The organism is Streptomyces sp. NPDC001617, from assembly GCF_053596855.1.
Genome location: NZ_JBSFHA010000012.1, coordinates 60,142 through 82,356 on the forward strand (window position 1 = coordinate 60,142; position 22,215 = coordinate 82,356).

Annotated in this window: 24 protein-coding genes; 14 read left to right on the forward strand and 10 right to left on the reverse strand. The window is 71.4% G+C overall.

Annotation, left to right across the window (positions count from 1 at the left end):
• Positions 1-4: 4 nt before the first annotated feature.
• The gene (locus tag ACWC09_RS12095; RefSeq protein WP_450850411.1) at positions 5-934 is read right to left on the reverse strand and encodes a hypothetical protein; all 930 of its coding nucleotides are present in this window, start codon (positions 932-934) and stop codon (positions 5-7) included.
• Positions 935-1,164: 230 nt separating this feature from the next.
• Here ACWC09_RS12095 and ACWC09_RS12100 point away from each other — a divergent pair, with 230 nt between their 5' ends.
• Both ACWC09_RS12100 and ACWC09_RS12105 read left to right on the forward strand, forming a co-directional pair.
• A complete protein-coding gene (locus tag ACWC09_RS12100; protein ID WP_450850412.1) occupies positions 1,165-1,584 on the forward strand; it encodes a helix-turn-helix transcriptional regulator in 420 nt (139 codons plus the stop codon).
• 4 nt (positions 1,585-1,588) lie between these two features.
• Positions 1,589-2,341 carry a hypothetical protein gene (locus ACWC09_RS12105; protein ID WP_450850413.1) on the forward strand — a complete coding sequence of 251 codons (753 nt, stop codon included), beginning with the start codon at positions 1,589-1,591 and terminating at the stop codon, positions 2,339-2,341.
• Positions 2,342-2,361: 20 nt separating this feature from the next.
• On the opposite strand, the gene ACWC09_RS12110 is transcribed toward ACWC09_RS12105, so the two are convergent.
• Complete coding sequence (locus ACWC09_RS12110) at positions 2,362-3,063, reverse strand: FadR/GntR family transcriptional regulator (RefSeq protein WP_450850414.1); 702 nt, start codon at positions 3,061-3,063, stop codon at positions 2,362-2,364.
• A 139-nt stretch (positions 3,064-3,202) separates the two neighbouring features.
• On the opposite strand from ACWC09_RS12110, the gene ACWC09_RS12115 reads away from it, so the two are divergent.
• The 5 genes from ACWC09_RS12115 to ACWC09_RS12135 all read left to right on the forward strand — a co-directional run bounded on the left by ACWC09_RS12115 (position 3,203) and on the right by ACWC09_RS12135 (position 8,159).
• A complete protein-coding gene (locus tag ACWC09_RS12115) occupies positions 3,203-3,724 on the forward strand; it encodes a gluconokinase (RefSeq protein ID WP_450850415.1) in 522 nt (173 codons plus the stop codon).
• A gap of 45 nt (positions 3,725-3,769) precedes the next feature.
• Complete coding sequence (locus ACWC09_RS12120; RefSeq protein ID WP_450850416.1) at positions 3,770-5,167, forward strand: GntP family permease; 1,398 nt, start codon at positions 3,770-3,772, stop codon at positions 5,165-5,167.
• Between the two features lie 10 nt (positions 5,168-5,177).
• Positions 5,178-5,936, forward strand: a complete 759-nt coding sequence (locus ACWC09_RS12125; RefSeq protein WP_450850417.1) for a glucose 1-dehydrogenase — start codon at positions 5,178-5,180, stop codon at positions 5,934-5,936.
• A 24-nt stretch (positions 5,937-5,960) separates the two neighbouring features.
• Positions 5,961-6,989 (forward strand): L-idonate 5-dehydrogenase, encoded by a 1,029-nt coding sequence (locus ACWC09_RS12130; protein ID WP_450850499.1) that lies wholly within the window; start codon positions 5,961-5,963, stop codon positions 6,987-6,989.
• A gap of 102 nt (positions 6,990-7,091) precedes the next feature.
• The gene (locus tag ACWC09_RS12135) at positions 7,092-8,159 is read left to right on the forward strand and encodes a hypothetical protein (RefSeq protein ID WP_450850418.1); all 1,068 of its coding nucleotides are present in this window, start codon (positions 7,092-7,094) and stop codon (positions 8,157-8,159) included.
• Here ACWC09_RS12135 and ACWC09_RS12140 read toward each other — a convergent pair.
• The 4 genes from ACWC09_RS12140 to ACWC09_RS12155 all read right to left on the reverse strand — a co-directional run bounded on the left by ACWC09_RS12140 (position 8,097) and on the right by ACWC09_RS12155 (position 12,115).
• Positions 8,097-8,723 (reverse strand): cytochrome b/b6 domain-containing protein, encoded by a 627-nt coding sequence (locus ACWC09_RS12140; RefSeq protein ID WP_450850419.1) that lies wholly within the window; start codon positions 8,721-8,723, stop codon positions 8,097-8,099. The two genes, ACWC09_RS12135 and ACWC09_RS12140, sit on opposite strands and share 63 nt — an antisense overlap.
• The gene (locus ACWC09_RS12145; RefSeq protein ID WP_450850420.1) at positions 8,707-9,459 is read right to left on the reverse strand and encodes a molybdopterin-dependent oxidoreductase; all 753 of its coding nucleotides are present in this window, start codon (positions 9,457-9,459) and stop codon (positions 8,707-8,709) included. Before ACWC09_RS12145 ends, ACWC09_RS12140 begins: the two co-directional genes overlap by 17 nt.
• 137 nt (positions 9,460-9,596) lie before the next feature.
• Positions 9,597-11,132, reverse strand: a complete 1,536-nt coding sequence (locus tag ACWC09_RS12150; protein ID WP_450850421.1) for an APC family permease — start codon at positions 11,130-11,132, stop codon at positions 9,597-9,599.
• Positions 11,133-11,164: 32 nt separating this feature from the next.
• A complete protein-coding gene (locus ACWC09_RS12155) occupies positions 11,165-12,115 on the reverse strand; it encodes a hypothetical protein (RefSeq protein ID WP_450850422.1) in 951 nt (316 codons plus the stop codon).
• Between the two features lie 409 nt (positions 12,116-12,524).
• On the opposite strand from ACWC09_RS12155, the gene ACWC09_RS12160 reads away from it, so the two are divergent.
• From ACWC09_RS12160 to ACWC09_RS12175, 4 genes are read left to right on the forward strand one after another with little or no spacing between them, the layout of a single operon-like run.
• Positions 12,525-13,418 (forward strand): DMT family transporter, encoded by an 894-nt coding sequence (locus ACWC09_RS12160; RefSeq protein ID WP_450850423.1) that lies wholly within the window; start codon positions 12,525-12,527, stop codon positions 13,416-13,418.
• 32 nt (positions 13,419-13,450) lie between these two features.
• On the forward strand, positions 13,451-13,975 hold the full coding sequence (locus ACWC09_RS12165) for an NUDIX hydrolase (protein ID WP_450850424.1): 525 nt from the start codon (positions 13,451-13,453) through the stop codon (positions 13,973-13,975).
• Positions 13,976-13,985: 10 nt separating this feature from the next.
• Positions 13,986-14,378, forward strand: a complete 393-nt coding sequence (locus ACWC09_RS12170; RefSeq protein ID WP_450850425.1) for a YidH family protein — start codon at positions 13,986-13,988, stop codon at positions 14,376-14,378.
• Complete coding sequence (locus tag ACWC09_RS12175; protein WP_450850426.1) at positions 14,375-14,698, forward strand: DUF202 domain-containing protein; 324 nt, start codon at positions 14,375-14,377, stop codon at positions 14,696-14,698. Before ACWC09_RS12170 ends, ACWC09_RS12175 begins: the two co-directional genes overlap by 4 nt.
• A 7-nt stretch (positions 14,699-14,705) precedes the next feature.
• Here the strand turns inward: ACWC09_RS12175 and ACWC09_RS12180 are convergent, their stop codons facing one another.
• A complete protein-coding gene (locus tag ACWC09_RS12180; protein WP_450850427.1) occupies positions 14,706-15,674 on the reverse strand; it encodes an NADP-dependent oxidoreductase in 969 nt (322 codons plus the stop codon).
• Positions 15,675-15,795: 121 nt separating this feature from the next.
• Here ACWC09_RS12180 and ACWC09_RS12185 point away from each other — a divergent pair, with 121 nt between their 5' ends.
• The 3 genes from ACWC09_RS12185 (at position 15,796) to ACWC09_RS12195 (ending at position 18,579) form a co-directional block, all read left to right on the forward strand.
• Positions 15,796-16,092: a hypothetical protein gene (locus ACWC09_RS12185; protein ID WP_450850428.1), complete on the forward strand. Its 297-nt coding sequence runs from the start codon at positions 15,796-15,798 to the stop codon at positions 16,090-16,092.
• A gap of 228 nt (positions 16,093-16,320) precedes the next feature.
• Entirely contained in the window at positions 16,321-17,358 is a 1,038-nt protein-coding gene (locus ACWC09_RS12190) for a phosphotransferase family protein (RefSeq protein ID WP_450850429.1), read from the forward strand.
• Between the two features lie 6 nt (positions 17,359-17,364).
• Positions 17,365-18,579: an acyl-CoA dehydrogenase family protein gene (locus ACWC09_RS12195; RefSeq protein ID WP_450850430.1), complete on the forward strand. Its 1,215-nt coding sequence runs from the start codon at positions 17,365-17,367 to the stop codon at positions 18,577-18,579.
• Positions 18,580-18,964: 385 nt separating this feature from the next.
• On the opposite strand, the gene ACWC09_RS12200 is transcribed toward ACWC09_RS12195, so the two are convergent.
• The 3 genes from ACWC09_RS12200 to ACWC09_RS12210 are packed head-to-tail and all read right to left on the reverse strand — an operon-like array spanning position 18,965 to position 22,032.
• Positions 18,965-19,558, reverse strand: a complete 594-nt coding sequence (locus ACWC09_RS12200; protein ID WP_356349793.1) for a TetR/AcrR family transcriptional regulator — start codon at positions 19,556-19,558, stop codon at positions 18,965-18,967.
• A 36-nt stretch (positions 19,559-19,594) separates the two neighbouring features.
• On the reverse strand, positions 19,595-21,262 hold the full coding sequence (locus tag ACWC09_RS12205) for a class I adenylate-forming enzyme family protein (RefSeq protein WP_450850431.1): 1,668 nt from the start codon (positions 21,260-21,262) through the stop codon (positions 19,595-19,597).
• A complete protein-coding gene (locus ACWC09_RS12210) occupies positions 21,259-22,032 on the reverse strand; it encodes an SDR family oxidoreductase (protein ID WP_450850432.1) in 774 nt (257 codons plus the stop codon). The genes ACWC09_RS12205 and ACWC09_RS12210 overlap by 4 nt, the downstream gene beginning before the upstream one ends.
• Between the last annotated feature and the right edge of the window lie 183 nt (positions 22,033-22,215).

Below are 22,215 nucleotides of genomic sequence, written 5' to 3' on the forward strand. Positions count from 1 at the left end.
TGGCTCAGCGCAGGGCCGAGTGGCCGGGGCGGCGGGGCCGCGCGCCCGCGTAGGGGCGGCGGGTGCGGGCGGCGGGGCTGGTGGCGCGGACCGCGGTCGCGGCACGCACGTTGCGCTGCAGCGCCCGGGCCGTCTGCTGCGGGCTGCCCAGCACCCGGCGGGTCTGCCCGGCCATCACCCGGGCAGCGGTACGCCGGTCCGCGGGCCGGCCGGCCGCGGCGCGGGCGCCGAGGACTCGGGCGGTACGGCGGACGATCAGCGGCACGGCACGCACGGCGGGCCGGGTGGCACGCTGCCGGCGCAGCAGCCGGGTGAGCACACAGGTGGCCCGCACCAGGTGCGGCAGCAGCCGGCGCAGAACGGCCCGGTCCCGGGCGGACAGCGCGCTCACGGTGGCGGCGCCGATCATCGCCTCGGCCTCGGCCTCGGTCTGGGCCTGCGCGGCGACGGCGGCCATCATCTCGGCCATGGCCTCCTGCTGGGTCAGCGGCCGGGACGACTCCTCCTCGGCCTCCGCCTCGAACTCCTCCTCGCCCTCCTCCTCGTAGAGGTACTCCTCCTCGAACTCGCCCTCGCCCAGCGCACGCGCGGCGGCGCTCCCGAGGGCCCCGCCGAGCGGCCCGCCGATCGCGGTGCCCACCATCGGGGCGGCGACGCGGGCGACACGGCGCAGGATCGGGGCGGCGCGGCGGACGAAGGAGCGGATACGGCGGAAGAAGGCCTCGTCCTCGAACTCGCCCTCGTACTCCCCTTCGAACTCGCCCTCACCCTCGCCCAGGAGCCCCCCGAGCGCACCGGCGATCCGGCCGAGGAACTCCTCGCCCTCCTCTTCGCCTTCTTCCTCGTAGAGGTACTCCTCCTCGCCGGCGCCCTCGAACTCGCTCTCCAGGGCGGCTTCGTCCTCGTACTCCAGCTCGGCCTGCCGCATCTGCATCGCCGCCTCTCGTCACGCGGTCGGACAACTCACCTTGGTCACCCAGGAGTTGGACCACCAGTCGCACATCCTGCGGTCGGCCGTACCGGTCGCGTTCGGATGAGCGTCCCTCGGACGTGCTACACGCAAATGGGGCACATAGGGGTCGCGCCCGCTGTTAAAGTGCGCTGCATGCCGACTGGCGTGGAACCGGGTGAGGTTCCACTCCGCTGAAGGCAAGGGGGCCGGCGATGGCGGACGGGGCAGGTACCGGACTACTGGCCAGGGAGGAGACCGGTGCCGAAGTCGAGGCGCTGGCGCTGGAGTTGATCGCGAAGCTCGCCGCGGGCGACGGGCATGTGCTGCTGGACCTGGAGATGGACGGCGTGCGCTGCCTGGTCCTGCGCGGCGACCGGACCGGGCCCGTCTCCTTACTGAGCCCCCGTGAGCTGGAGATCGCCCGCATGGTCGCCTGTGGCCACCCCAACAAGACGATCGCCTCGGTGCTGGAGATCAGCACCTGGACGGTGGCCTCCCATCTGCGCCGTATCTTCGTGAAGCTCGACGTGACGTCCCGGGCGGCGATGGTCAGCCGGCTGACGTCGGGAGATCAGCGGCTGGGGCCCGATCCGGTCGAACTGACGCAGCCTCAGCTGATGCCGGAGGGGTAGCACCATGGTTTCCCGATGGGACCGCTGGTCCCAGCCGAACGAGGCGAACTGGCTCGAGCTCTACGGTGAGAGCGACCCCGTCTCCGTCCCGCTGGCCAGTCTGTTCCGCACCGACCCCGCCCCCTCGCAGGAGTTCACCCCGTATCTCTACGTCTGGACGCTCGGGTACACGGGGGACGCGCCCGACAGGGCGGAGGTCCGGCTGCTGTTCCCGGCGGTCGACCGCTGGCGGGTGAAGGACGTCCAGGCGCTGGTGTACCACCTGCCTCCGGTGCAGGAGGAGCGGGAATGGCGCACCGCTCTGGCCGAGGATCTGAACGCGCTCGCGCCGGCGGTGGGGGTGGCCGGTGAGATAGCGGCCAATGTGACCCCGCTGCCCGGACTCAGCGCGGCCTCGGCCGCGATCGCCCACCTGAAGCTGCGCAGCGCGCCGCAGGTCGGCAGGGACGCCTGGTACGTGCGCAGGATCCACCGGGTCATGGGCGGGGCGCCGTACTACGGCGTCGAGTGGACGCTCCCCGGCAAGCTCCTCCAGCAGGTCGGCACCCGGGTCACCGGGGCGCTGCTGGTGCAGTACTTCACCGCCGAGCCCGTGCGCGGCGGCGGTCGGCCGGGGGGTGCGCTGCTCTCCCACGCCAGGCTGACCGTCGGGGGCAGGGCCGTCGAGCTGCCGGCCGGATCGTGGTCCGACGACGCCACGGTCGACGCCTTCGTCATGCTGCCGCTCAGCGTGACGGCGCAGGGCACGGACGGATAGCCGCCCACCGCCTCCCGCTCTTACGGCGCCAGGATGTCCAGTTCCTGAAGCGCCCCCACCGTGATCTCCCGGGTCAGTTCCTCCGCGCGGGCCGCGTCTCCCTCCCGGACCGCCTCCGCGACCTGGACGTGCAGGGTCACGGCGGCCGGGTCGGGGTCCTCGAACATGACTTCGTGGTGGGTACGGCCCGCGAGGACCTCCGCCACGACGTCGCCGAGGCGGGCGAACATCTCGTTGCCCGACGCCGTGAGGATCACCCGATGGAAGGCCATGTCGTGGACGAGGTACCCCTCCAGCTTGTGGCCGCGCGAGTTGGCGACCATGCCGAGGGCGCACTCGGTGAGCTCGGCGCACTGCTCCGCGGTCGCGTGCCGTGCGGCCAGGCCCGCCGCGACCGGCTCGATCGCCGAGCGCAGGACCGTCAGTGAACGCAGCTGGTGGGGGCGGTCGGCGCCGGCCAGGCGCCAGCGGATGACCTGCGGGTCGTAGACGTTCCACGCGGACTTCGGCTGCACCGTCACACCCACCCGCCGGCGCGACTCGACCAGGTGCATGGACTCCAGGACCCGAACGGCCTCCCGCATCACCGAACGTGACACGTCGAAACGCTGGGCCAGCTCGTCCGTACGCAGAACGCTGCCCGGCGGATACTCGCCCGCGGTGATCGCGGGGCCGAGGGTGTCCAGTACATGGCCGTGCAGCCCCCGGCCCGGTGTGCTCATGCACTCAGAGTACGGGGCAGATCACGCTCCCAAAAAGTCAGACTTATTTGTCACAGACTCTTGAATTCGTCGTACCTAATCGGTTTCAGTTACGTCGACATCGGTCGAAGAAGACGTCGAGGAAGACAGCGAGGCAGCGGTGAACACCCCTCATGTAGTCGTGGTGATGGGCGTCGCGGGCACCGGCAAGACCACCATCGGTCCCCTGCTCGCGTCCCGGCTCGGCGTTCCGTACGCCGAGGGCGACGACTTCCACCCGCAGGCCAGCATCGACAAGATGTCGGCCGGCATCCCGCTCGACGACGACGACCGGTGGCCGTGGCTCGACGCCATCGGCGCCTGGGCGCACGGGCGGGCCGGACTCGGCGGGGTGGTCAGCAGCTCGGCGCTGAAGCGGTCGTACCGCGACCGGCTGCGCGCCGCCGCTCCCGGCGTCGTCTTCGTGCACCTCACGGGCGACCGCGCCCTGATCGAGGACCGGATGTCGCACCGTCAGGGCCACTTCATGCCGACCGCGCTGCTCGACTCCCAGTTCGCGACGCTCCAGCCGCTCCAGCCGGACGAGGCGGGCGTCGCCGTGGACGTCGGCGGCAGCCCGGAGGAGATCACCGAGCGGGCCGTGCAGGCCCTCTCGAAGCTCCCCGAACCGACCGCACCGTAACCCCCCGCACCCCTCCCCCCATCCCCGTACCTGCAAGGGAACCCCGTGACCAGACTCAGCGTCGAGATGCTGGCAGCGGACGCACCGGAACCGATCACCTCGGCCGGTCACGCTCAGCTGGGCATAGCCGTCCTGGCGGGCATCGCCGTCATCGTCCTGCTCATCACCCAGTTCAAGCTGCATGCCTTCCTGTCCCTGACCATCGGGTCGCTGGCGCTGGGCGCGATCGCCGGCGCGCCGCTCGACAAGGTGATCGCCAGCTTCACCACCGGGCTCGGCACCACGGTCGCCGGCGTGGGCGTGCTGATCGCCCTCGGCTCGATCCTCGGCAAGATGCTCGCCGACTCCGGCGGAGCGGACCAGATCGTCGACACGATCCTCGCGAAGGCGAGCGGGCGTGCGATGCCGTGGGCGATGGTGCTGATCGCCTCGGTGATCGGTCTGCCGTTGTTCTTCGAGGTCGGCGTGGTGCTGCTGATCCCGGTCGTGCTGATGGTCGCCAAGCGCGGCAACTACTCGCTGATGCGCATCGGCATCCCGGCCCTCGCGGGCCTCTCCGTGATGCACGGCCTGGTCCCGCCGCACCCCGGCCCGCTGGTCGCGATCGACGCGGTGAAGGCCAACCTCGGTGTCACGCTGGCGCTCGGCGTGCTGATCGCCATCCCGACGGTGATCATCGCCGGTCCCCTGTTCTCGAAGGTCGCCGCCCGCTGGGTGGACGTCCAGGCCCCCGACCGGATGCTTCCGCAGCGCGCCTCCGAGGAGTTGGAGAAGCGCCCGGGCTTCGGCGCCACCCTCGCCACCCTCCTCCTCCCCGTCGTCCTGATGCTCTCCAAGGCCCTGGTCGACATCGTCATCGACGACCCGACCAACCTCACCCAGCGCGTCTTCGACGTCATCGGCTCCCCGCTGATCGCCCTGCTCGCCGCCGTCCTGGTCGGTATCCTCACGCTGCTGCGGCCCGCCGGCTTCGGCAAGGAGCGGCTGACGCCGCTGGTGGAGAAGGGCCTCGCGCCCATCGCGGGCATCCTGCTGATCGTCGGCGCGGGCGGCGGCTTCAAGCAGACGCTGATCGACACCGGCGTGGGCCAGATGATCCTGGACATCTCCAAGGACTGGTCGATCCCGGCCCTGCTGCTGGCCTGGCTGATCGCCGTCGCCATCCGCCTCGCGACCGGCTCGGCGACGGTGGCCACGGTCTCGGCGGCCGGTCTGGTCGCCCCGCTCGCGGCCGACATGTCGACCGCCCACACCGCACTGCTGGTCCTCGCCATCGGCGCCGGCTCGCTCTTCTTCAGCCATGTCAACGACGCCGGATTCTGGCTGGTCAAGGAGTACTTCGGCCTGGAGGTCGGCCAGACCATCAAGACCTGGTCCGTCATGGAGACGATCATCTCGGTGGTGGCCGGCGGTCTGGTGCTGCTCCTCTCGCTGATCATTTAGGGGTACGGGAATGAGTCATCCTCTGTTCGACATCAGCGGCCGTACGGCCCTGGTCACCGGCTCCAGCCGCGGCATCGGCCTGGCCCTCGCCCGCGGCCTCGCGGAGGCGGGCTGCGCGGTGGTCCTCAACGGACGGGACGCCGACCGCCTCACCAAGGCGGCCGCGGAGCTGCCCGGCGAGGTCCACACGGCGGTCTTCGACGTCACCGACGGCGCCTCGGTCAAGGCGGGCATCGCGGACGTCGAACAGCGGGTCGGCCCGCTCGACATCCTGGTCAACAACGCGGGCATGCAACTGCGCGCCCCGCTCCTGGAGTTCACCGATGCCGACTGGCACCGCATCCTGGACACCAACCTCACCAGCGCGTTCCTGGTGGGCCGGGAGGCGGCCCGGTACATGACGGCCCGCGGCCACGGCAAGATCGTCAATATCTGCTCCCTGCAGAGCGAGGTGGTCCGTCCCGGCATCGCGCCCTACGCGGCCACCAAGGGCGCCCTGAAGATGCTGACCAAGGGCATGTGCGCCGACTGGGGCCCGCACGGCGTGCAGGTCAACGGCCTGGGCCCCGGCTATATCGAGACCGAACTGACCCAGGCCCTCGTCCAGGACGAGGAGTTCAGCGCCTGGGTGCGCCGCCGTACCCCGGCCGGCCGCTGGGGCACGACCGAGGACCTGGTGGGCGGCGTGCTGTTCCTCGCCTCGCCCGCCGCGGACTTCGTCAGCGGACAGGTGCTGTATGTCGACGGCGGAATGACGAGCGTGCTGTGAAAGGAGCCCTCTGAGATGACGGCGATGCTCGGTTGTGTGATCCACGGTCAGGACGATCTGCGCGTCGAGGAGTTGCCGGTCCCCTCCCCCGGCCCCGGCCAGGCCCTGGTCGCCGTACGCTACGGCGGCGTCTGCGGCTCCGACCTGCACTACTGGCGCCACGGCGGAGTCGGCGACTTCCGCCTCAAGGAGCCGATGCTGCTGGGGCACGAGGTGGTGGGGACGGTCCTCGCGTACGGTGCCGGTTCGTCAGGACCCGTCGCCGGTACGGCTGTTGCGGTGCACCCGGCGACTCCGTGCGACGCCTGCCCGGAGTGCGTGGGGGGCCACCGCAACGTCTGCCGGGACACCCGCTACCTCGGCAGCGCGGCCCGCCACCCGCATGTCCAGGGCGGCTTCGCGGCCCAAGTCGTCGTCCCCGCCGACCAGTTGAGACCGCTCCCGGAGGGGCTGGAACTCCGCCGGGCATCCCTCGCCGAGCCCCTCTCCGTCGCCCTGCACGCCGTGCGCCGGGCCGGTGACCTGACCGGCAGGCGCGTCCTGGTGACCGGCGCCGGCCCCATCGGCTGCCTGGTCGTCGCGGCGGCCAAGGCGGCGGGCGCCGCCCATGTCACGGTGACCGACCTGGTCCCGGCCGCCCTGGAGTACGCCCGGATCGCCGGCGCCGACACCCTCGTACGGGCCGATGACCCGGAGGACGCCGGGTGGCCGGCCGAGGCGGACGTGGCCGTGGAGGCGTCCGGGGTGGCCGCGGGTCTGGACACCTGTCTGCGGCTGGTGCGGCGCGGCGGGGTCGTGGTCCAGCTGGGGATGCTGCCGCCGGGGCCGAGCCCGTTCGCCGGGAATCTGGTGGTGAGCCGGGAGATCGACCTGCGGGGAGCGTTCCGCTTCGACACGGAGTTCGACGAGGCGCTGCGGCTGCTCGCGGCCGAGCCGGCGTTCGACGGGCTGGTCAGCGCCGTGGTCCCGGTGACGGAGGCGGAGTCGGCGTTCGCCCTCGCCGCGGACCGGAGTCGCTCCTGCAAGGTGCTGCTGGACTTCGGCGCTTCCTGAACATTCGACAAGGATCAGCCCAAGACGCCTTCCCCACCGGCACGGTCGGCCCGATGATGAGGGGACCCCTGGGCTGGGGGGACGACCGTGTCGGGGGGCGTCATGGCGGTTTCCCTCGGGATGCGTATCTCGGGGCTGCTCGTGGTCGGAGCGGTGGCGGTGGCCGTCGCGGCCTTCGCCGGTGACGGCAGGAGCCGGCCGGACGCGGGGGGCGGTCGCGGCACGATCGTCACCGTGGCACCGTCGGACAGCCCGCGTGCGCAACCGTCACCCACTCCCCGTCAGTCACCCGCCGGGGAAGCCGAAGCCACCGTGCCTCCGAGCACTCCGGGCCACACTCACGCCACCGCCGCACCCCCGAGCAGTTCCCCGACCCCCTCGTCCACCGCCCCCAGGCTCCTCGAGACCCCCAACTGGCTTCCGCCCGGCCCCACTTCACCCGACGCCGACTCCGTCCCCGACCCGGCGAGCGGCTACGACCGCCTCCGCGACCCCGGCCAGTGCCGGGCCGCCCTCGACGCGATCCCACCGGCGTCGACGGACCCGGAGTGGCGAGTCCTGCGCGCTCTCGCCACCGCCTGCCTCGCCGTCCAGGGCAAGGGGGGCAGCTGGACGACGGCCGCCAAGGAGTACACCGCCCTGGCCGGCAAGGTCGACACCTGCAAGGGCCGTGCAGCCTACGCCGTACTCGGCGGGCTGCTGGACTTCCGCCGGCAACACCCGGGCGCCGGCGTGCGGTTGAAGGCCCCCTCGGGCGGCTCGCCCGCGTGTGCCTACGCGATCGCCGGCGTCGACACCGGCGGCGACGGCGAGGCCGAACCGGGCGACACGGTCGGGATCCAGCTGCGGGGCACCTACTTCGACCACGCCGAACTGCTGCGGTTCGGCAGCGTGTTCATCGGCGGGCAGCAGCTGCCCGGACCGCTGGTGCCGCGGTCGGAGACGGGCGACGGGCTGGTGCTGGCGGCCGTGGTCCCGTCGCTCGGCGGCGGCTATCCGCGCCCGGTCGACGTGGTCGTGAAGTACGGCGCCACCGAAGCCCGGTTGAAGGACGCCTTCACGGTCGTGGCCCCCACCGCCGCGCTCCCGTCGTCCCCTCCCCCGTCCTCAGGGACGCCACAGCGGATGCTCCCGCTCGGCCCAGTCCCGGTTCACCCGCCCCGTCCGTAGCCCCCGGCGCGCCTCCGGGTCGGCGATCGCCATTCCGATGTGTCCGGCGAGGACGATGCCGATGGTGAGGGCCAGCCAGTCGTGGACGAAGGTCGCGCTGGTCCGCCACATGATCGGGGTGAGGTGGGTGAACCACATGATCAGCCCTGTGCCGAGCATGACCAGCGTGGCGCCGGCGATCCAGGAGGCGTAGATCTTCTGCCCGGCGTTGAACTTCGCCGCCGGTCGCGAGGACTGCCGCTTGTCCCGGTGCAGGGCGGCGCGCAGCCACACCCTGTCGTGCGGGCCGAAGCGGTTGAGGTGGCCGAGGTCGGCGCGGAAGGCGCGGGAGACCAGTCCCACCAGGACGGGCACGGGCAGGGCGAGCCCGGTGCACTCGTGGACCCGGACCACCAGCTCGCGGCGGCCGACGATCTCGGCGAGTTGGGGGACGTAGAGGAAGGCGGCGGTCACCACGCACACGCCCATCAGCGCCGCCGTCGTCCGGTGCACCCACTTCTGCACCGGGCCGAAGCGGGGGACGTGGGTGGCCTGCGGGGTGTGTGCCTCAGCTCGTAGGGTCATCGTCCCGCCCGTTCGACTTGCCGACCCAGGCGTCGACGTCGTAGCCGAGGTGCTCCCAGTAGCCGGGCTCCACATGCTCGGTGACGGTGATGCCGGAGAGCCACTTGGCGGACTTGTAGAAGTACATCGGCGCCACATAGAGGCGGACCGGGCCGCCGTGGTTGTGGCCGATGTCCTTGTTCTGCATGCGCAGCGCGACCAGGACGTCGGAGCGGCGGGCCTGGTCGAGGGTGAGGCTCTCGGTGTACGCGCCGTCGAAGCAGGTGAAGTGCACCGCCCCGGCCTTGGCGCGCACTCCGGCCGCGTCCAGCAGGTGCGAGAGGCGCACCCCTTCGAACGGCGTGTCGGGGACCCGCCAACCGGTGACGCACTGCACGTCCTTGACCAGCCTGGTCTGCGGCAGGGCGCGCAGGTCGTCGAGCGTGTACGTCTTCGGGTGGTCGACGAGGCCGCCCACCGTGAGCCGGTAGTTCGAGGCGCTCTTGTGCGGCACCGAGGAGGTGACCGAGTAGTAGCGGAAGCCGCCGCCGTTGGGCAGCAGGCCCGTCAGTCCGGTGGGGTCCTTCTCGGCCGCGGCGCCGAGGAAGCCCTCCAGACCGCGCTGCAGGGTCGGCGCGGCGACCACGCCGAGAGCGCCCAGGCCGACGGTGCCGAGAAAGACCCGCCGGCCGACCGGTGTGCCACGCTCCTCGGGCGGCCGCGGCTTGCCGGGCTCCTCGGTTGGTTCTGAGTTCACGTCTCCATTCGAACACCCGCGACCCCGGCGGGACCAGGAATCGCGGGTGCTCGTCAGGGTTCCGTCATCACTTCTTACGTGATTCTCAGGCGGCCGCGACCGTGCTGCTCGGTCTGCCGCCGCCCGGTCCTCGGACGCTACGACACCTCGCGCGCCGCCTCGTCCAGCCGGAACGCCTCGTTGCCGAGCCCGATCCGGGCGTGCGCCTCGGGCGCGCGGGAGCGCAGGACCAGGCCCTGGACCAGGCCGACGACCAGGGCGAGGCCGATGATGCCGGGCAGCACCCAGCTCAGGGCCGAGTCGGGGCCCGCCCCGACCAGGACGTCGAAGTCCTTGACCGTGTAGCCGGCGATCACCAGCAGGGCGACGGCGGCGAGTGCGGAGGTGACCAGACGGCGGGCCTGGGCGGCGGCGGCCCCGCGCCGGACGAAGAAGACGATGACCGACACGGAGGCGGCGGCCATCAGCAGGATCACGCCGAGGGCGCCGATGTTGCCGGCCCAGGTGAACAGGTGCAGGACCGGCTCGGTCGGGTCGCCGACGGGCTTGTCGTCGACGATCGCGAAGCCGATCACGACGACCGCCGACACGACGGTCTGCAACAGGGACCCGGTACCCGGCGCACCGCTCGCCCCCGTCGTCCGGCCGAAGGCGCGCGGCAGCAGGCCCTCGCGGCCCATCGCGAAGGCGTACCGGGCGACGACGTTGTGGAAGCTGAGCAGGGCCGCGAACATGCCGGTCACGAACAGCACGTGCAGGACGTCCGTGAACGTTCCGCCCAGCCGGGACTCGGTGAGGGTGAACAGCAGCCCGGCGCTCTCCTTCTGTGACGTGCCCACGATGGCGGACGGGCCGGTGGCGACGGTGTACGCCCAGGAGCTGATCGCGAAGAAGACGGTGACGAAGGCGACGGCGAGCAGCATCACGCGCGGGACGAGGACATGCGGCCGGCTGGTCTCCTCGGCGTACACCGGCGCCTGCTCGAAGCCGGTGAAGGCGGCGATGCAGAAGCACAGGGCGGTGCCGACGCCCGCGCCGGTGAGGGTGTCCGGGTTGAAGGCGTGCAGGGAGAGGCCCTGCTTGGCCGGGTCGGCGATCGACGCGATGTCGAAGACGACGACCAGGATCACCTCGACGACCAGCAGCACGCCGAGCACGCGCGCGTTGACGTCGATCTTCAGCAGGCCCAGCGCCCCGACGACCGCCACGGCCGCCAGTGCCGGTATCCACCAGGAGAGGTCGACGTCCGCGTAGGTGGCGAACAGCCCGGAGACCTCGAAGCCGAAGATGCCGTAGATGCCGACCTGGAGGGCGCTGTAGGCGGCCAGTGCGACGAGGGCCGCGCTCGCGCCGGCGGTGCCGCCGAGGCCGCGGGAGATGTACGCGTAGAAGGCGCCCGCGTTGTGGACGTGCCGGCTCATCTCGGCGTAGCCGACGCTGAAGAGGATCAGCACCACGCCGAGGACGACGAAGAGGAGCGGCTGGCCGACGATCCCCATCACCGCGAATGTGGTGGGCATGACACCCGCGACCACCATGAGAGGGGCGGTCGCGGCGAGCACGGAGAGCAGCAGGCCGCCCGTGCCGAGGCGGTCGGCGCGCAGGGCACGCTCCTGGCCGAGATAGGTACTGATGGCGGCGGGTCTGCTCGCACTCGAATTGCCCGTGGTCATCGGCGGACCATCTTTCTGTCGTCGTCGGTCTGTCATGCCGAGCCGAGCGCGGCGGCGCGCGCGGCACGGAAGGCGGAGTGCGGCTCGTGGTGCGGGTAGGACCAGGGCGCCGGGGTGATGTGTTCGCCGATCCGGTGGAAGAGGGCGGCGGCCTCGGCACCCCGCCCCTCGCAGACCTTGGCGTGCGCCAGGAAGTTGAGGTCGACCAGCCGGCGCGGGTGCCCCTCCTGCTCCCACTCCAGCCACCAGTCGAAGGCGGCCTTCATCACCTGCCGGGCCCGGCGTCCGCTCCAGTGGCGTGAGGCGGCGGGGTCGACGGGCTCGAACCCGGCGGCGGCCAGCACGCGGTAGCGCTCGGCGTGCGCGATCACCGGGAGGATGGCGAGCGGGGAGTCGGCGGGGGCCTGCTGGGCGGCCCAGTCGGCGAAGTCGTAGACCTCGTGCAGGGGGTCCGGACCGGCGCCGGAGTGCCGCTCGGCGAGACGGGAGACGATCAGGTGGTGGGCGTGGTGGTGGTCGGCGTACCGGCTTCTGACCTCGCCGAAGAGACGTAAGCACTCCTTCTCGGCGCCCTGCTCCCGCTCCAGCATCAGCAGTCCCAGCCAGGGAGTGGGATCGCCCGGTACCCGCGCGACGGCCTCCCGGCAGGCCTCGCGGGCGAGGTCCATCGGCTCCTTGCCGCGCAGCGCACGCTCGACGAGGGCGAGCGCGAGCAACAGGGCCGCGTCCGCGGAGTCGGGCTCGGCCACCAGCCAGTCCCGCGCCCAGGCGGCGCTGTAGGGCTCCCGCGCGAGGACGACGGCCCGGTGTCCGCGACGGTCCCAGTCGTCGCCCGTATGAACGAGCAACGACCGCGCCGCCTGCCACCGCCCCTGCCGCAACGAGGCCCGGGCGGCGACGAGTTCGGCGTCGTCGAGGGCCGTGTCGAGGGTCTGGGCGGCTCGCTTGCGGATCCGGCCGAGGGGTGGCGGAGGAGGGGACACCGCGGGACTTCCTCACACGACGCGGCGGTGCGTCAGGGGTTCGGGGTTTCGGACTGGGGTCGACTGATCACGCACAGCAAATCCCCAGCCAAGGGTTTACGTCAAGGGCCGCAGGGTGGTTACACGCGTGAACTACCGTTACGTACGGGGAAGTTGAGATTCGGACAATGACCGAACGCACTCGGTCCCCACCGGCACGTGTGGCGTACGCCATGGCGCGAGCCGTCCAGGCCCCTCACCATGGCGGAACGCCCGTGTCACCGCCGTGGGTCTCGAAGATCGACGGGAGAAAGGGACCGGGTCGACCGCTCGGATCCGCGTACTCCCAGGGGCAAGCCGGGCCTTGGGACGCTACAGTCACCCACTACGCACCCCGTGACCCGGCCCTATCTGACTCGAGGTACGCAGCGTGTCGGTTCTGGTTCTGATTCTCGCCGTGAGCGCTGCCTGCTGCCTTGGCTTCGGGTTCGTGCTCCAGCAGAACGCGGCCCAGCACGCGCCCCTGGGCGACTTCCTCTCGCCCCGGCTGCTCCTCGACCTGATGCGGGTGCCGCGCTGGCTGGGCGGTATCGCCCTGATGGTGGTCGGCATGATCCTCGGCGCGATCGCCCTGAGCCAGGGCGAGATCTCCCTGGTCGAGCCGCTCCTCGCCACGAACCTCCTCTTCGCGCTCGCCCTCTCCCGCCGGCAGACGAGACAACCCCTCGGCCGACAGGGCTGGACGGGCCTCCTGCTGCTCGCGGGCGGTGTGTCGACGTTCATCGTCGCGGGCGAGCCGCGCGGCGGCAGCGCGGTCACCGACCCGTTCCGCCACTGGCTGATCATCGGCGCCATGATCGGCCTCGCCCTCCTCCTCACGACCTACGCGAAGCGCTCCCGCCTGAGCTCCGGCCCGGTCCTCCTCGCCCTCGCGGCGGGTCTCCTCTACGGCGTCCAGGACGCCCTCACCCGGGTCAGCGGCCAGCGCTTCTCCGAGGGCGGTCTCACCGAGCTGGTGACCGGCTGGCAGCCGTACGGCGTCGTCGCGCTCGGCGTCACGGGCCTGATCCTCGTCCAGAGCGCCTTCGAGACGGCACCGCTGCGCATGTCCCTCCCCGCCCTGACCGCCGCCCAGCCGCTGGCCGGCATCCTCTGCGGCGTGGGCTTCCTGGGCGACCGGCTGCGCACCGACACCGGGGCGCTGGCCTGGGAGGCGGCGGGCCTGGCCGGGATCGTCGCAGGGATCATCCTCCTCGGCATGCACCCCTGCATGCCGACGGGAGCGGGCAAACCGGAGCGGATCCGCGACCTCCAGCCCAACTGACGCGCCGCCACCCGTCCTGCTTGGATGGCGGCATGACGACCCCCGCAGACGAGATCCTCGACATCGTCGACGAGAACGACCAGGTCATCGCCCAGTCCCCGCGCGGCGAGGCCTACGCCAAGGGCCTGCGCCACCGCTGTGTCTTCATCCAGGCCCGCGACGCCGCCGGCCGGCTCTTCGTCCACCGCCGCACCCCGACCAAGCTGGTCTTCCCGTCCCTCTACGACATGTTCGTCGGCGGAGTGGTCGGGGCGGGCGAGTCCTACGACGACGCGGCCCTGCGCGAGGCCGAGGAGGAACTCGGCGTCTCCGGCCTCCCGACCCCCCGCTTCCTCTTCAAGTTCCTCTACGACAACGGCGCCGGCCAGACCTGGTGGTCAGCGGTGTACGAGGTCCGCTGCGACCTGGAGGTCCGCCCCCAGGTCGAGGAGGTGGCCTGGCACGACTTCCTGCCGGAGGCGGAGGTGGAGCGGCGGCTCGGGGAATGGGAGTGGGTGCCGGACGGGTTGGCGGCGTACGAGAGGTTGAGGGAGTACCGGGCGAAACCGGGTCGGTAAGGTCGACGCCGTGATCGAATTCGCACGGACCGTCCGCCTCTGGTTCGAACCCCAGGAGATCCGCGAAGAGGGCAGTACCCCCGACTACCGCTTCTCCCTGGCCAACGAGCGCACCTTCCTCGCCTGGCTGCGTACCGCACTCGCCCTCATCGGCGGCGGCTTCGCGGTGGATCAGTTTCTGCCGGATCTGCGCTGGGCCTGGCGGGTGGGGCTGGCGCTCGCGCTGCTCGGGGCCGGGGTGCTGTGCTCGCTGCGGGCGGTCAACCACTGGATGCGTTGCGAGCAGGCGATGCGGCGCGGGGAGGATCTCCCGGTCTCCCGCTTCCCGGCGATGCTGAGCGTGGTCGTCGCCGTCGTGGCCGTGGCGATGGTCGTCGTGGTGCTGGTGGGGTGGGAGGGGTGAACGCTCCCGCGGACCGCGAGCGCGACCCCGGGCTGCAGCCCGAGCGGACCCGTCTCGCCTGGCGCCGTACGACACTCGCGAGCACCGTGGCCGCCGTACTGGCCGTGAAGACCGCACTGCACGGCGGCGTCTCCGCGACCGGCGTCGTCGCCTGCGCCCTGTGCTGCGCCCTCTGGCTGGGCTTCCTGTTCGTCGCCCACCGCCGCATCCACGACCTCACGGTCACCACCGGCCCCCGGGCGCTCGCCCCACGGCACGCGACAGCGGCAGTCCTCTGCACGGTGGCGGTGGCGGCCTGCGGAGCGGCGCTCGTCCTCTAGGGCAGCCCTAGTCGCCCTCCTCGTCCCCCGCTGCCTCCGCCTCCGCCTCCCAGTCCACCGTCACCACGATCTTCCCCCGCGTCCGCCCCTCCTGGTTCAGCCGGTACGCGTCCGCCGCCCGCTCCAGTGGGAACGTCTCCGAGACGTGCACGGACACCACCCCCTGCTCCGTCAGCTCGGTCAGTCGCAGCAGGTCCTCCGCGTCCGGGCGCACCCAGCAGTAGCGGCCGCCGTAGCCGAGCACCTCCCCGTCGGCGATCGACGCGAGGCGGCCCTCCGGGGTCAGCAGGTTCGCGGAGGCCTTGAGGGCCTCGCCGCCGACCGTGTCGAACACGGCGTCCACACCCTCGGGCGCCAGACCCCGCACCCGTTCGGCCAGCCCCTCGCCGTACCGCACGGGCTCGCAGCCCAGCCCCCGTACGAAATCGTGGTTGCGCTCACTCGCCGTGCCGATCACCCGGGCGCCCAGGTGCCGGGCCAGCTGGACGGCGATGGAACCGACCCCGCCCGCCGCCGCGTGCACCAGGACCGTCTCGCCGCGCTTGACCTGGAGCGCCTTGTACAGCACCTGGTAGGCGGTGAGCCCCACGAGCGGCAGCCCGGCCGCCTCCTCCCAGGTGAGGTTGCGGGGCTTGCGGGCGAGGGTGCGGACGGGAGCCGCGACGTACTCGGCGAAGGTGCCGCGGGAGAGGAAGTCCTCGCGGACGTACCCGATGACCTCGTCCCCGACCGCGAACTCCGTGACGGACACGCCCGGTCGGACCACGACCCCGGAGACGTCCCACCCCGGGACCACCGGGAAGACGGCCTCCAGCATCCCGTCGAGGTACCCCTCGCGGGCCTTCCAGTCGACCGGGTTGACGGCCGCCGCGCGCACCTTGACCAGCACCGCGTCGGGACCGATCTTCGGGTCGCGCACCTCTCCGTACTCGAGCACGTCGGGTCCGCCGTACCGGCTGTAGCTGATGCCCTTCATGCCACCGACCCTCCGGGGTACTCGCACGCCACGCAACCGGATGGGCGCCGGATGCCCCGATATGCACCCTTCGCATGGCAGCCTGTCCGTCGTCATCACCCGTACCCCGAAGGTGAGCACCATGACCACCCTTCACCTGGAACACTCCTCCCACGCCCACGCGCACGGCCCCGACTGCGGACACGCCCAGGTGCGGCACGAGGACCACGTCGAGTACGCGCACGACGGCCATCTGCACCGCGAGCACGGCGGCCACTGGGACGAGTGCGAACCCGAGGGGCATGTCCCGCACGAGGGCCACGACCACCGGCACGGCGACGACTGCGGGCACGAGAGCGTGCTGCACGGCGACCACGTCGACTACCTCCACGACGGCCACCGGCACGCCGCGCACGACGGCCACTGGGACGACCACTGACGCCCGGCCGCTGACTACCCGGCCGCTGGCTACCCGGCCGCTGGCTACCCGGCCGCTGGCTACCCGGCCGCTGGCCGAGACTCAACGCCGACAGCTCCCCGCCGTACCTTGGCGGGGAGCTGTCGGCCTATCGTGGCTCCGATCACTTTGACCCTTCACACTGGACGACATACCGACCAGTCGGCATGATGGGTCGAGCCCCGTTCACGCGCCCGTAGAGGAGCACCGATGAGCCCCGACCACCCGCCAGGTCTCGATCCCGACCGGCTGCGCGGCCTGCTCGACCGAGAGCGCCCCGGCCTGGTGCACGGTCCCCTGACCGGCCGGCTGATCGAGGGCGGACGGTCGAACCTCACGTACGCGGTGTCCGACGGCACGTCGAAGTGGGTCGTGCGGCGTCCCCCGCTCGGCCATGTCCTGGCCACCGCGCACGACATGAAGCGCGAGCACCGGGTGATCAGCGCGCTGCACCCGACGGAGGTGCCGGTGCCGCGGCCGGTGCTGCTCTGCGAGGACGAGCAGGTGCTCGGAGCTCCCTTCTACGTCATGGAGTTCGTGGAGGGCACCCCGTACCGCACGGCCGAGCAGCTCGCCCCGCTCGGCCCGGAGCGCACCCGGGGCGCGGTGCTGTCCCTGGTGGACACCCTCGTCGAGCTGCACGCCGTCGACCCCGGCGAGGTGGGCCTGGCCGACTTCGGCCGCCCCGAGGGCTTCCTGGACCGCCAACTGCGGCGCTGGGGCAAGCAGTTGGACGCCTCCCGCAACCGCGACCTGGCCGGCATCGACGAACTGCACGCGACGCTGGGCCGACAGCTGCCCACGTCCCCCGCGCCGGCCGTGGTCCACGGTGACTACCGCCTGGACAACGTCCTGATCGGCAGCGAGCCGAACGAGGGTGTCGACAGGATCAAGGCGATCCTGGACTGGGAGATGTCCACGCTCGGCGACCCGCTCACCGACCTGGGTCTGCTGGTGATGTACAGCCTGCCGCTCGGGATGCCGGACTCCCCGGTCTCCACGACCGCCGAGGCCCCGGGGCACCCCGCCCCCGCCGAGTTGATCGAGCGCTATGCCGCCCGCTCCGGCCGGGACGTCTCGGCCGTCTCCTGGTACACGGCGTTCGCCTGGTTCAAGCTCGCCGTGATCCTCGAGGGCATCCACTACCGCTACACGCTGGGCCAGACGGTCGGCCGGGGCTTCGACCGCATCGGCGACCTGGTCCCGGTCTTCATCGACCACGGCCTGACAACCCTTCAGGAAGGCTGATCCGCCATGGACTTCGCGTTCGACGCGCGCACCGAGGAACTGCGCGCCAAGCTGCTCGCCTTCATGGACGAGTACGTCTATCCCGCCGAGGCGGTGGCGGAGGAGCAGCGGGCGGCACTGGCGTCCCCGTGGGACACCCCGGCCGTGGTGGAGGAGTTGAAGGCGGAGGCACGCAGGCAGGGCCTGTGGAACCTCTTCCTCCCGGACGGCGAGTACGGCGCCGGGCTCACCAACCTCCAGTACGCGCCGCTGGCCGAAATCACCGGCCGCTCGCCGCAGTTGGCGCCCACGGCCCTCAACTGCGCGGCTCCCGACACCGGGAACATGGAGGTGCTCACGCAGTTCGGCGACGAGCAGCAGAAGAAGCAGTGGCTGGAGCCGCTGCTGGCCGGTGAGATCCGCTCGGCGTTCGCGATGACCGAGCCGGAGGTGGCCTCCTCCGACGCCACCAACATCACCACGCACATCCGCCGGGAGGGCGACGAGTACGTCATCTCCGGCCGCAAGTGGTACATCTCCGGGGCGATGAACCCGGACTGCAGGATCTTCATCGTGATGGGCAAGACGGACCCGGACGGCGCGGACATCCGCCGCCAGCAGTCCATGGTGCTGGTCCCGCGCGACACCCCGGGCGTCACCGTCAGGCGGGCGATGCAGGTCTTCGGCTACGAGGACCACTACCACGGCGGCCACGCCGAGGTGGTCTTCGACCAGGCGCGCGTGCCGGTGACGAACCTGATCGGCGAGGAGGGCGGCGGCTTCGCCATCGCCCAGGCCCGCCTCGGCCCCGGCCGTATCCACCACTGCATGCGGCTGATCGGCATGGCGGAGCGGGCGATCGAGCTGATGTGCCGCCGGGCCGTCTCCCGCACGGCCTTCGGCAAGGCGCTGGCCCAGCAGGGCGTGGTCCAGAACTGGATCGCGGACGCGCGCGTGGCCGTGGAACAGCTCCGTCTCCTGGTCCTCAAGACGGCCTGGATGATGGACACCGTCGGCAACAGGGGCGCCCACACCGAGATCCAGGCCATCAAGATCGCCACGCCCCGCACGGTCGTCGACATCATCGACCGCTCGATCCAGCTGCACGGCGCGGGCGGTCTGAGCCAGGACTTCCCGCTGGCCGAGCTGTACGCCGGCGCCCGCACCCTGATGCTGGCCGACGGGCCGGACGAGGTGCACCAACGGTCGCTGGCGCGGCGGGAGTTGAAGAAGTACCTGTAGTGCAGGGCACGTTCGGGGCCGGTAGGGGCGTCCTCCACGCCCGTACCGGCCCTGATTCCCCCGTCCCTCGACCTTGAACGAGTAGCTGCCGTTGGTGCGCTTCTCCACCCGCATCCCGCCGTTGCTGCCCTTGCCCAGCTCCTTCTGGGTGCCGAACGGTTGGCGGCGCTGATGTAGCTGACGAGATCGTCCGCGCGATCCGCGCGGTGGCCGTCGGCGAGGCGATCTTCGGCCCCGGGGTGGCCCGCCGGGTGCTGGGCTGCTCGGCCGGCCACCGCAACAGCCCGACCCGTATGCGACGCTCACCCCCAGGGAGCGCAACATACTGGCGCTGATCGCCGACGGACGGCCCAACGGCGTGGTCGGCCTCTCCGTGGCCCGCCCGTTACGGCCGCAGCGCCCGCAGCAGCAGGTCGGCCAGGTGGTCGGCGACCTCCTGGGGGCTCATCGGGCCGTCCGGGCGGTACCAGGTCGACAGGTGGTGGACGGAACCGAAGTGGTAGTCCACGACCAGGTCGGCCGGGGTCGCCCTGGAGAAGACCCCCGCCTCCTGCCCTTCCTCGACCAGCGCACGGAAGCGTTCGTGGTAGCGCCGGCGCTCGGCGCGCACCTGCTTGTTCTTCTCCGGGCTGAGGTGGTGCATGGACCGGAAGAAGATCATCGCGTCGTCGAGGTTCTCGATCGTCGTGACGACGACGTCGGCCGCGGCGGCTCTGAGCCGCTTCTCGATCGGCTCGTCGGCGTTCGCGAACGCGTCGAGGCGCTCCTGCTGGACGCGCAGCACGCGCGCGTACACCTCGTGCAGGAGGTCGTCCTTGGAGCCGAAGTAGTGGTACAGCGCCCCCTTGGTGACACCGGCCGCCTCGACGATCTCCTGCACCGAGGTGCGATCGTAGCCCTGCTCGGCGAAGAGCCGGGTGGCGGCGGCCACCAGCCTCTGCGGGACGGGCGTACCGTCTCCGTCCGTCGTCCTGGGCACTGTGCCGCACCTGCCTTCCGAGCGTTCTACCGTGTGCTATTCGCTAGCTTGCCTGTGGGAACGAAGCTCCCGACGGAGGATCTTCCCACTAGCCGTCTTAGGCAAGTCGGGCAGGATCTCCACGTGCCGCGGGTATTTGTAGGCGGCCAGTCTCTCCTTGCAGTAGACGGCGAGTGCATCGGGGTCGGTTTCGGCGCCCGGACGCAGACTGATGTACGCCTTCACGGTCTCGCCGCGGTACCCGTCGGGCACCCCGACGACGGCCGCCTCGCGCACATCGGGGTGTGTGTACAGGACGTCCTCGACCTCGCGCGGCCACACCTTGAAGCCGGACGCGTTGATCATGTCCTTCTTGCGGTCGACGACGTAGAGCCAGCCCTGCTCGTCCATGAACCCGATGTCACCGGTGCGCAGCTCGCCGCCCGGGAAGGTCTCGCCGGTGGCGTCCGGCCGCCGCCAGTACCCGGGCACGACCTGCGGCCCGCGTACGACGATCTCGCCCTGCTCCCCGAAGGGCACCTCGGCGCCCCGGTCGTCGACGATACGGACGATCGCGTCCCGCACCGGCAGCCCGACGGCCAACGTCCCGGAGGCCGGGTCCACGGGCGCTTCCAGGCCCGGGGGAACGGAGGCGCAGGGCGCGCTGCACTCGGTCAGGCCGTAGCCGTTGCGGATGTACGGCCCGAAGTCGGCCCGGAACTTCTCCACCAGCGCGGGCGGCAGCGGCGCCCCGCCGGAGTAGATCACCTGGAACGAGGAGAAGTGCTCACGGGTGACGGCCGGGTGCGCGGCCAGCGCCATGAAGGCGGTCGAAGGACCGACCGTGTAGTGCGGCCTGTGCTCCGCGAACGCATCGAGGACGACACCCGCCTCGAAGCGGTACGCCAGGACGAGCGTGCCCGCGTCGTTGAGGCACGCGGCGAGCTGGCACACCATGCCGGTGATGTGGAACAGCGGCGCCATGGCGAAGAAGACGGGTGCCTCGGGCAGCCCGAGGCCGAGGCGCTGCTGCTCGGCGTTGTGCATGATGTTGCCGTGCGTGTTGGTGGCGCCCTTGGGAGTACCGCTGGTCCCCGAGGTGTAGCTGATCAGCGCGATGTCGACCGGGGTGAGCTCACGCCCCTCGGGCGCCTCGTACCCGGCCCGGGCCACGGTCGCCAGATCGGCCGCGTCCCCGGCCTGCGGCGACCTCTCGAAGGTCAGCACGCGCGCGTCCCCACGCGTCTGGAAGTCCAACTCGCACCCGGTCAGCACGATCCGTACGGGCGAGCCGGCGGCCGTCTCCCTGAGATACGACTCCCAGGCCCGATCGGAGCAGATCAGGGCCGCCACCTCACCGTCCCGCAGAACGTGGGCGACCTCCCCCGACTTGTACATGGGATTGACGGGCACGACGACGGCGCCCGCCTTCCACGCCCCCAGCAGCGCGAGGACGAACAGCGGCGAGTTCTGCAGCAGAATCGCGACCCGGTCCCCCCGCTCCAGCCCCCGCGCCGCGAGATGCCCGGCTACGGAGTCACTCAGCTCGTCGACCTCCCGGTAGCTGAGCCGCCCGTCGAAGTAGGCGAGACACGCACGGTCCGGAGCCTCTCCCACCACCCGGCGCACGGCATGCACCAGGGTGTCGTCGGGCTCGACGGGGGCCCGCTGGGCGTCGCTCAGCAGAGCCTCCCAGGGCTTGGCCGCGTAACGGGAGTCGGTCACCGTACGTCCTCCCACTTCTGCTGCACCCGGTTCATGCTCTCCAGCCAACGGTCGGGCTCCCCGGCCCGCGCCTGGTAGAACTCGGCCACGAAGGGATGCGGCAGGATGAGGAACCGATCCTCCTCGATCCCCTTGAACAAGGCGTCCGCGACATCCGCCGGCTCGATGGCGGTGGGCTGCAGCACCAGCTCTCCCGCACTCCCACTGGCGCTGAGCATGTCGGTCCTGACGCCCTGGGGACAGATGGCGTGCACCTTGATCCCCCGGTGCCGATACGTCAGCGACAGCCACTCGGCGAAGGCATACGCCCCGTGCTTGGTCACACTGTACGAGGGCGCCCCGATCATGGTCAGCAGCCCCGCGGCGGAGACGGTGGACACGAACCGCCCGCTCCCCCGCTCCAGCCACCCCGGAAGCAGCTCATGAGCGGCACGCACATGTGCCATCACATTGACGTCCCAGGAGACCGCCCAGGACTTCTCGTCGGCGGAGAGCCCGTCGACCCCGTCCTGGAACCCGACCCCGGCGTTGGCGCAGTACACGTCGACGGTCCCGCCGAGCGCGTCGCGAGCCGCACCGACGACGGCGGAGGCGTCGCCGGGCACGGCGATGCCCCCGATCTCGTCGGCGACGGCCGAAGCCCGGTCACCATCAAGATCGTTCACGACGACCCGAGCCCCTTCGGCAGCGAACCGCCGCGCAAGAGCTGCCCCGATCCCACCTCCGGCCCCCGTGACAACGACACCAGCACCTTGAACGGCTTCCACCATCGGTCTCCTTCGACTGCGGCTCCGACTGCCACGTCAGACTAACCGGTCGGTATGTATCAAGAAAGGGTCCACCGCGACGCCGTAAGGGGAGCGGGGCCGTATCGATGTGCGGCTCCGCCGCGTGAGCGCGACAAGCCACGAATCACCCGCACCTACCCCACAACCCGCGGGAGCAATACCGTG

Bases quoted from the DNA above. Each gene is read 5' to 3' on its own strand.
- ACWC09_RS12095 (WP_450850411.1), bottom strand. From the start codon at position 934: ATGCAGATGCGGCAGGCCGAGCTGGAGTACGAGGACGAAGCCGCCCTG.
- ACWC09_RS12100 (WP_450850412.1), top strand. From the start codon at position 1,165: ATGGCGGACGGGGCAGGTACCGGACTACTGGCCAGGGAGGAGACCGGT.
- ACWC09_RS12105 (WP_450850413.1), top strand. From the start codon at position 1,589: ATGGTTTCCCGATGGGACCGCTGGTCCCAGCCGAACGAGGCGAACTGG.
- ACWC09_RS12110 (WP_450850414.1), bottom strand. From the start codon at position 3,063: ATGAGCACACCGGGCCGGGGGCTGCACGGCCATGTACTGGACACCCTC.
- ACWC09_RS12125 (WP_450850417.1), top strand. From the start codon at position 5,178: ATGAGTCATCCTCTGTTCGACATCAGCGGCCGTACGGCCCTGGTCACC.
- ACWC09_RS12130 (WP_450850499.1), top strand. From the start codon at position 5,961: ATGCTCGGTTGTGTGATCCACGGTCAGGACGATCTGCGCGTCGAGGAG.
- ACWC09_RS12135 (WP_450850418.1), top strand. From the start codon at position 7,092: ATGGCGGTTTCCCTCGGGATGCGTATCTCGGGGCTGCTCGTGGTCGGA.
- ACWC09_RS12140 (WP_450850419.1), bottom strand. From the start codon at position 8,723: ATGACCCTACGAGCTGAGGCACACACCCCGCAGGCCACCCACGTCCCC.
- ACWC09_RS12150 (WP_450850421.1), bottom strand. From the start codon at position 11,132: ATGACCACGGGCAATTCGAGTGCGAGCAGACCCGCCGCCATCAGTACC.
- ACWC09_RS12165 (WP_450850424.1), top strand. From the start codon at position 13,451: ATGACGACCCCCGCAGACGAGATCCTCGACATCGTCGACGAGAACGAC.
- ACWC09_RS12180 (WP_450850427.1), bottom strand. From the start codon at position 15,674: ATGAAGGGCATCAGCTACAGCCGGTACGGCGGACCCGACGTGCTCGAG.
- ACWC09_RS12185 (WP_450850428.1), top strand. From the start codon at position 15,796: ATGACCACCCTTCACCTGGAACACTCCTCCCACGCCCACGCGCACGGC.
- ACWC09_RS12190 (WP_450850429.1), top strand. From the start codon at position 16,321: ATGAGCCCCGACCACCCGCCAGGTCTCGATCCCGACCGGCTGCGCGGC.
- ACWC09_RS12195 (WP_450850430.1), top strand. From the start codon at position 17,365: ATGGACTTCGCGTTCGACGCGCGCACCGAGGAACTGCGCGCCAAGCTG.
- ACWC09_RS12210 (WP_450850432.1), bottom strand. From the start codon at position 22,032: ATGGTGGAAGCCGTTCAAGGTGCTGGTGTCGTTGTCACGGGGGCCGGA.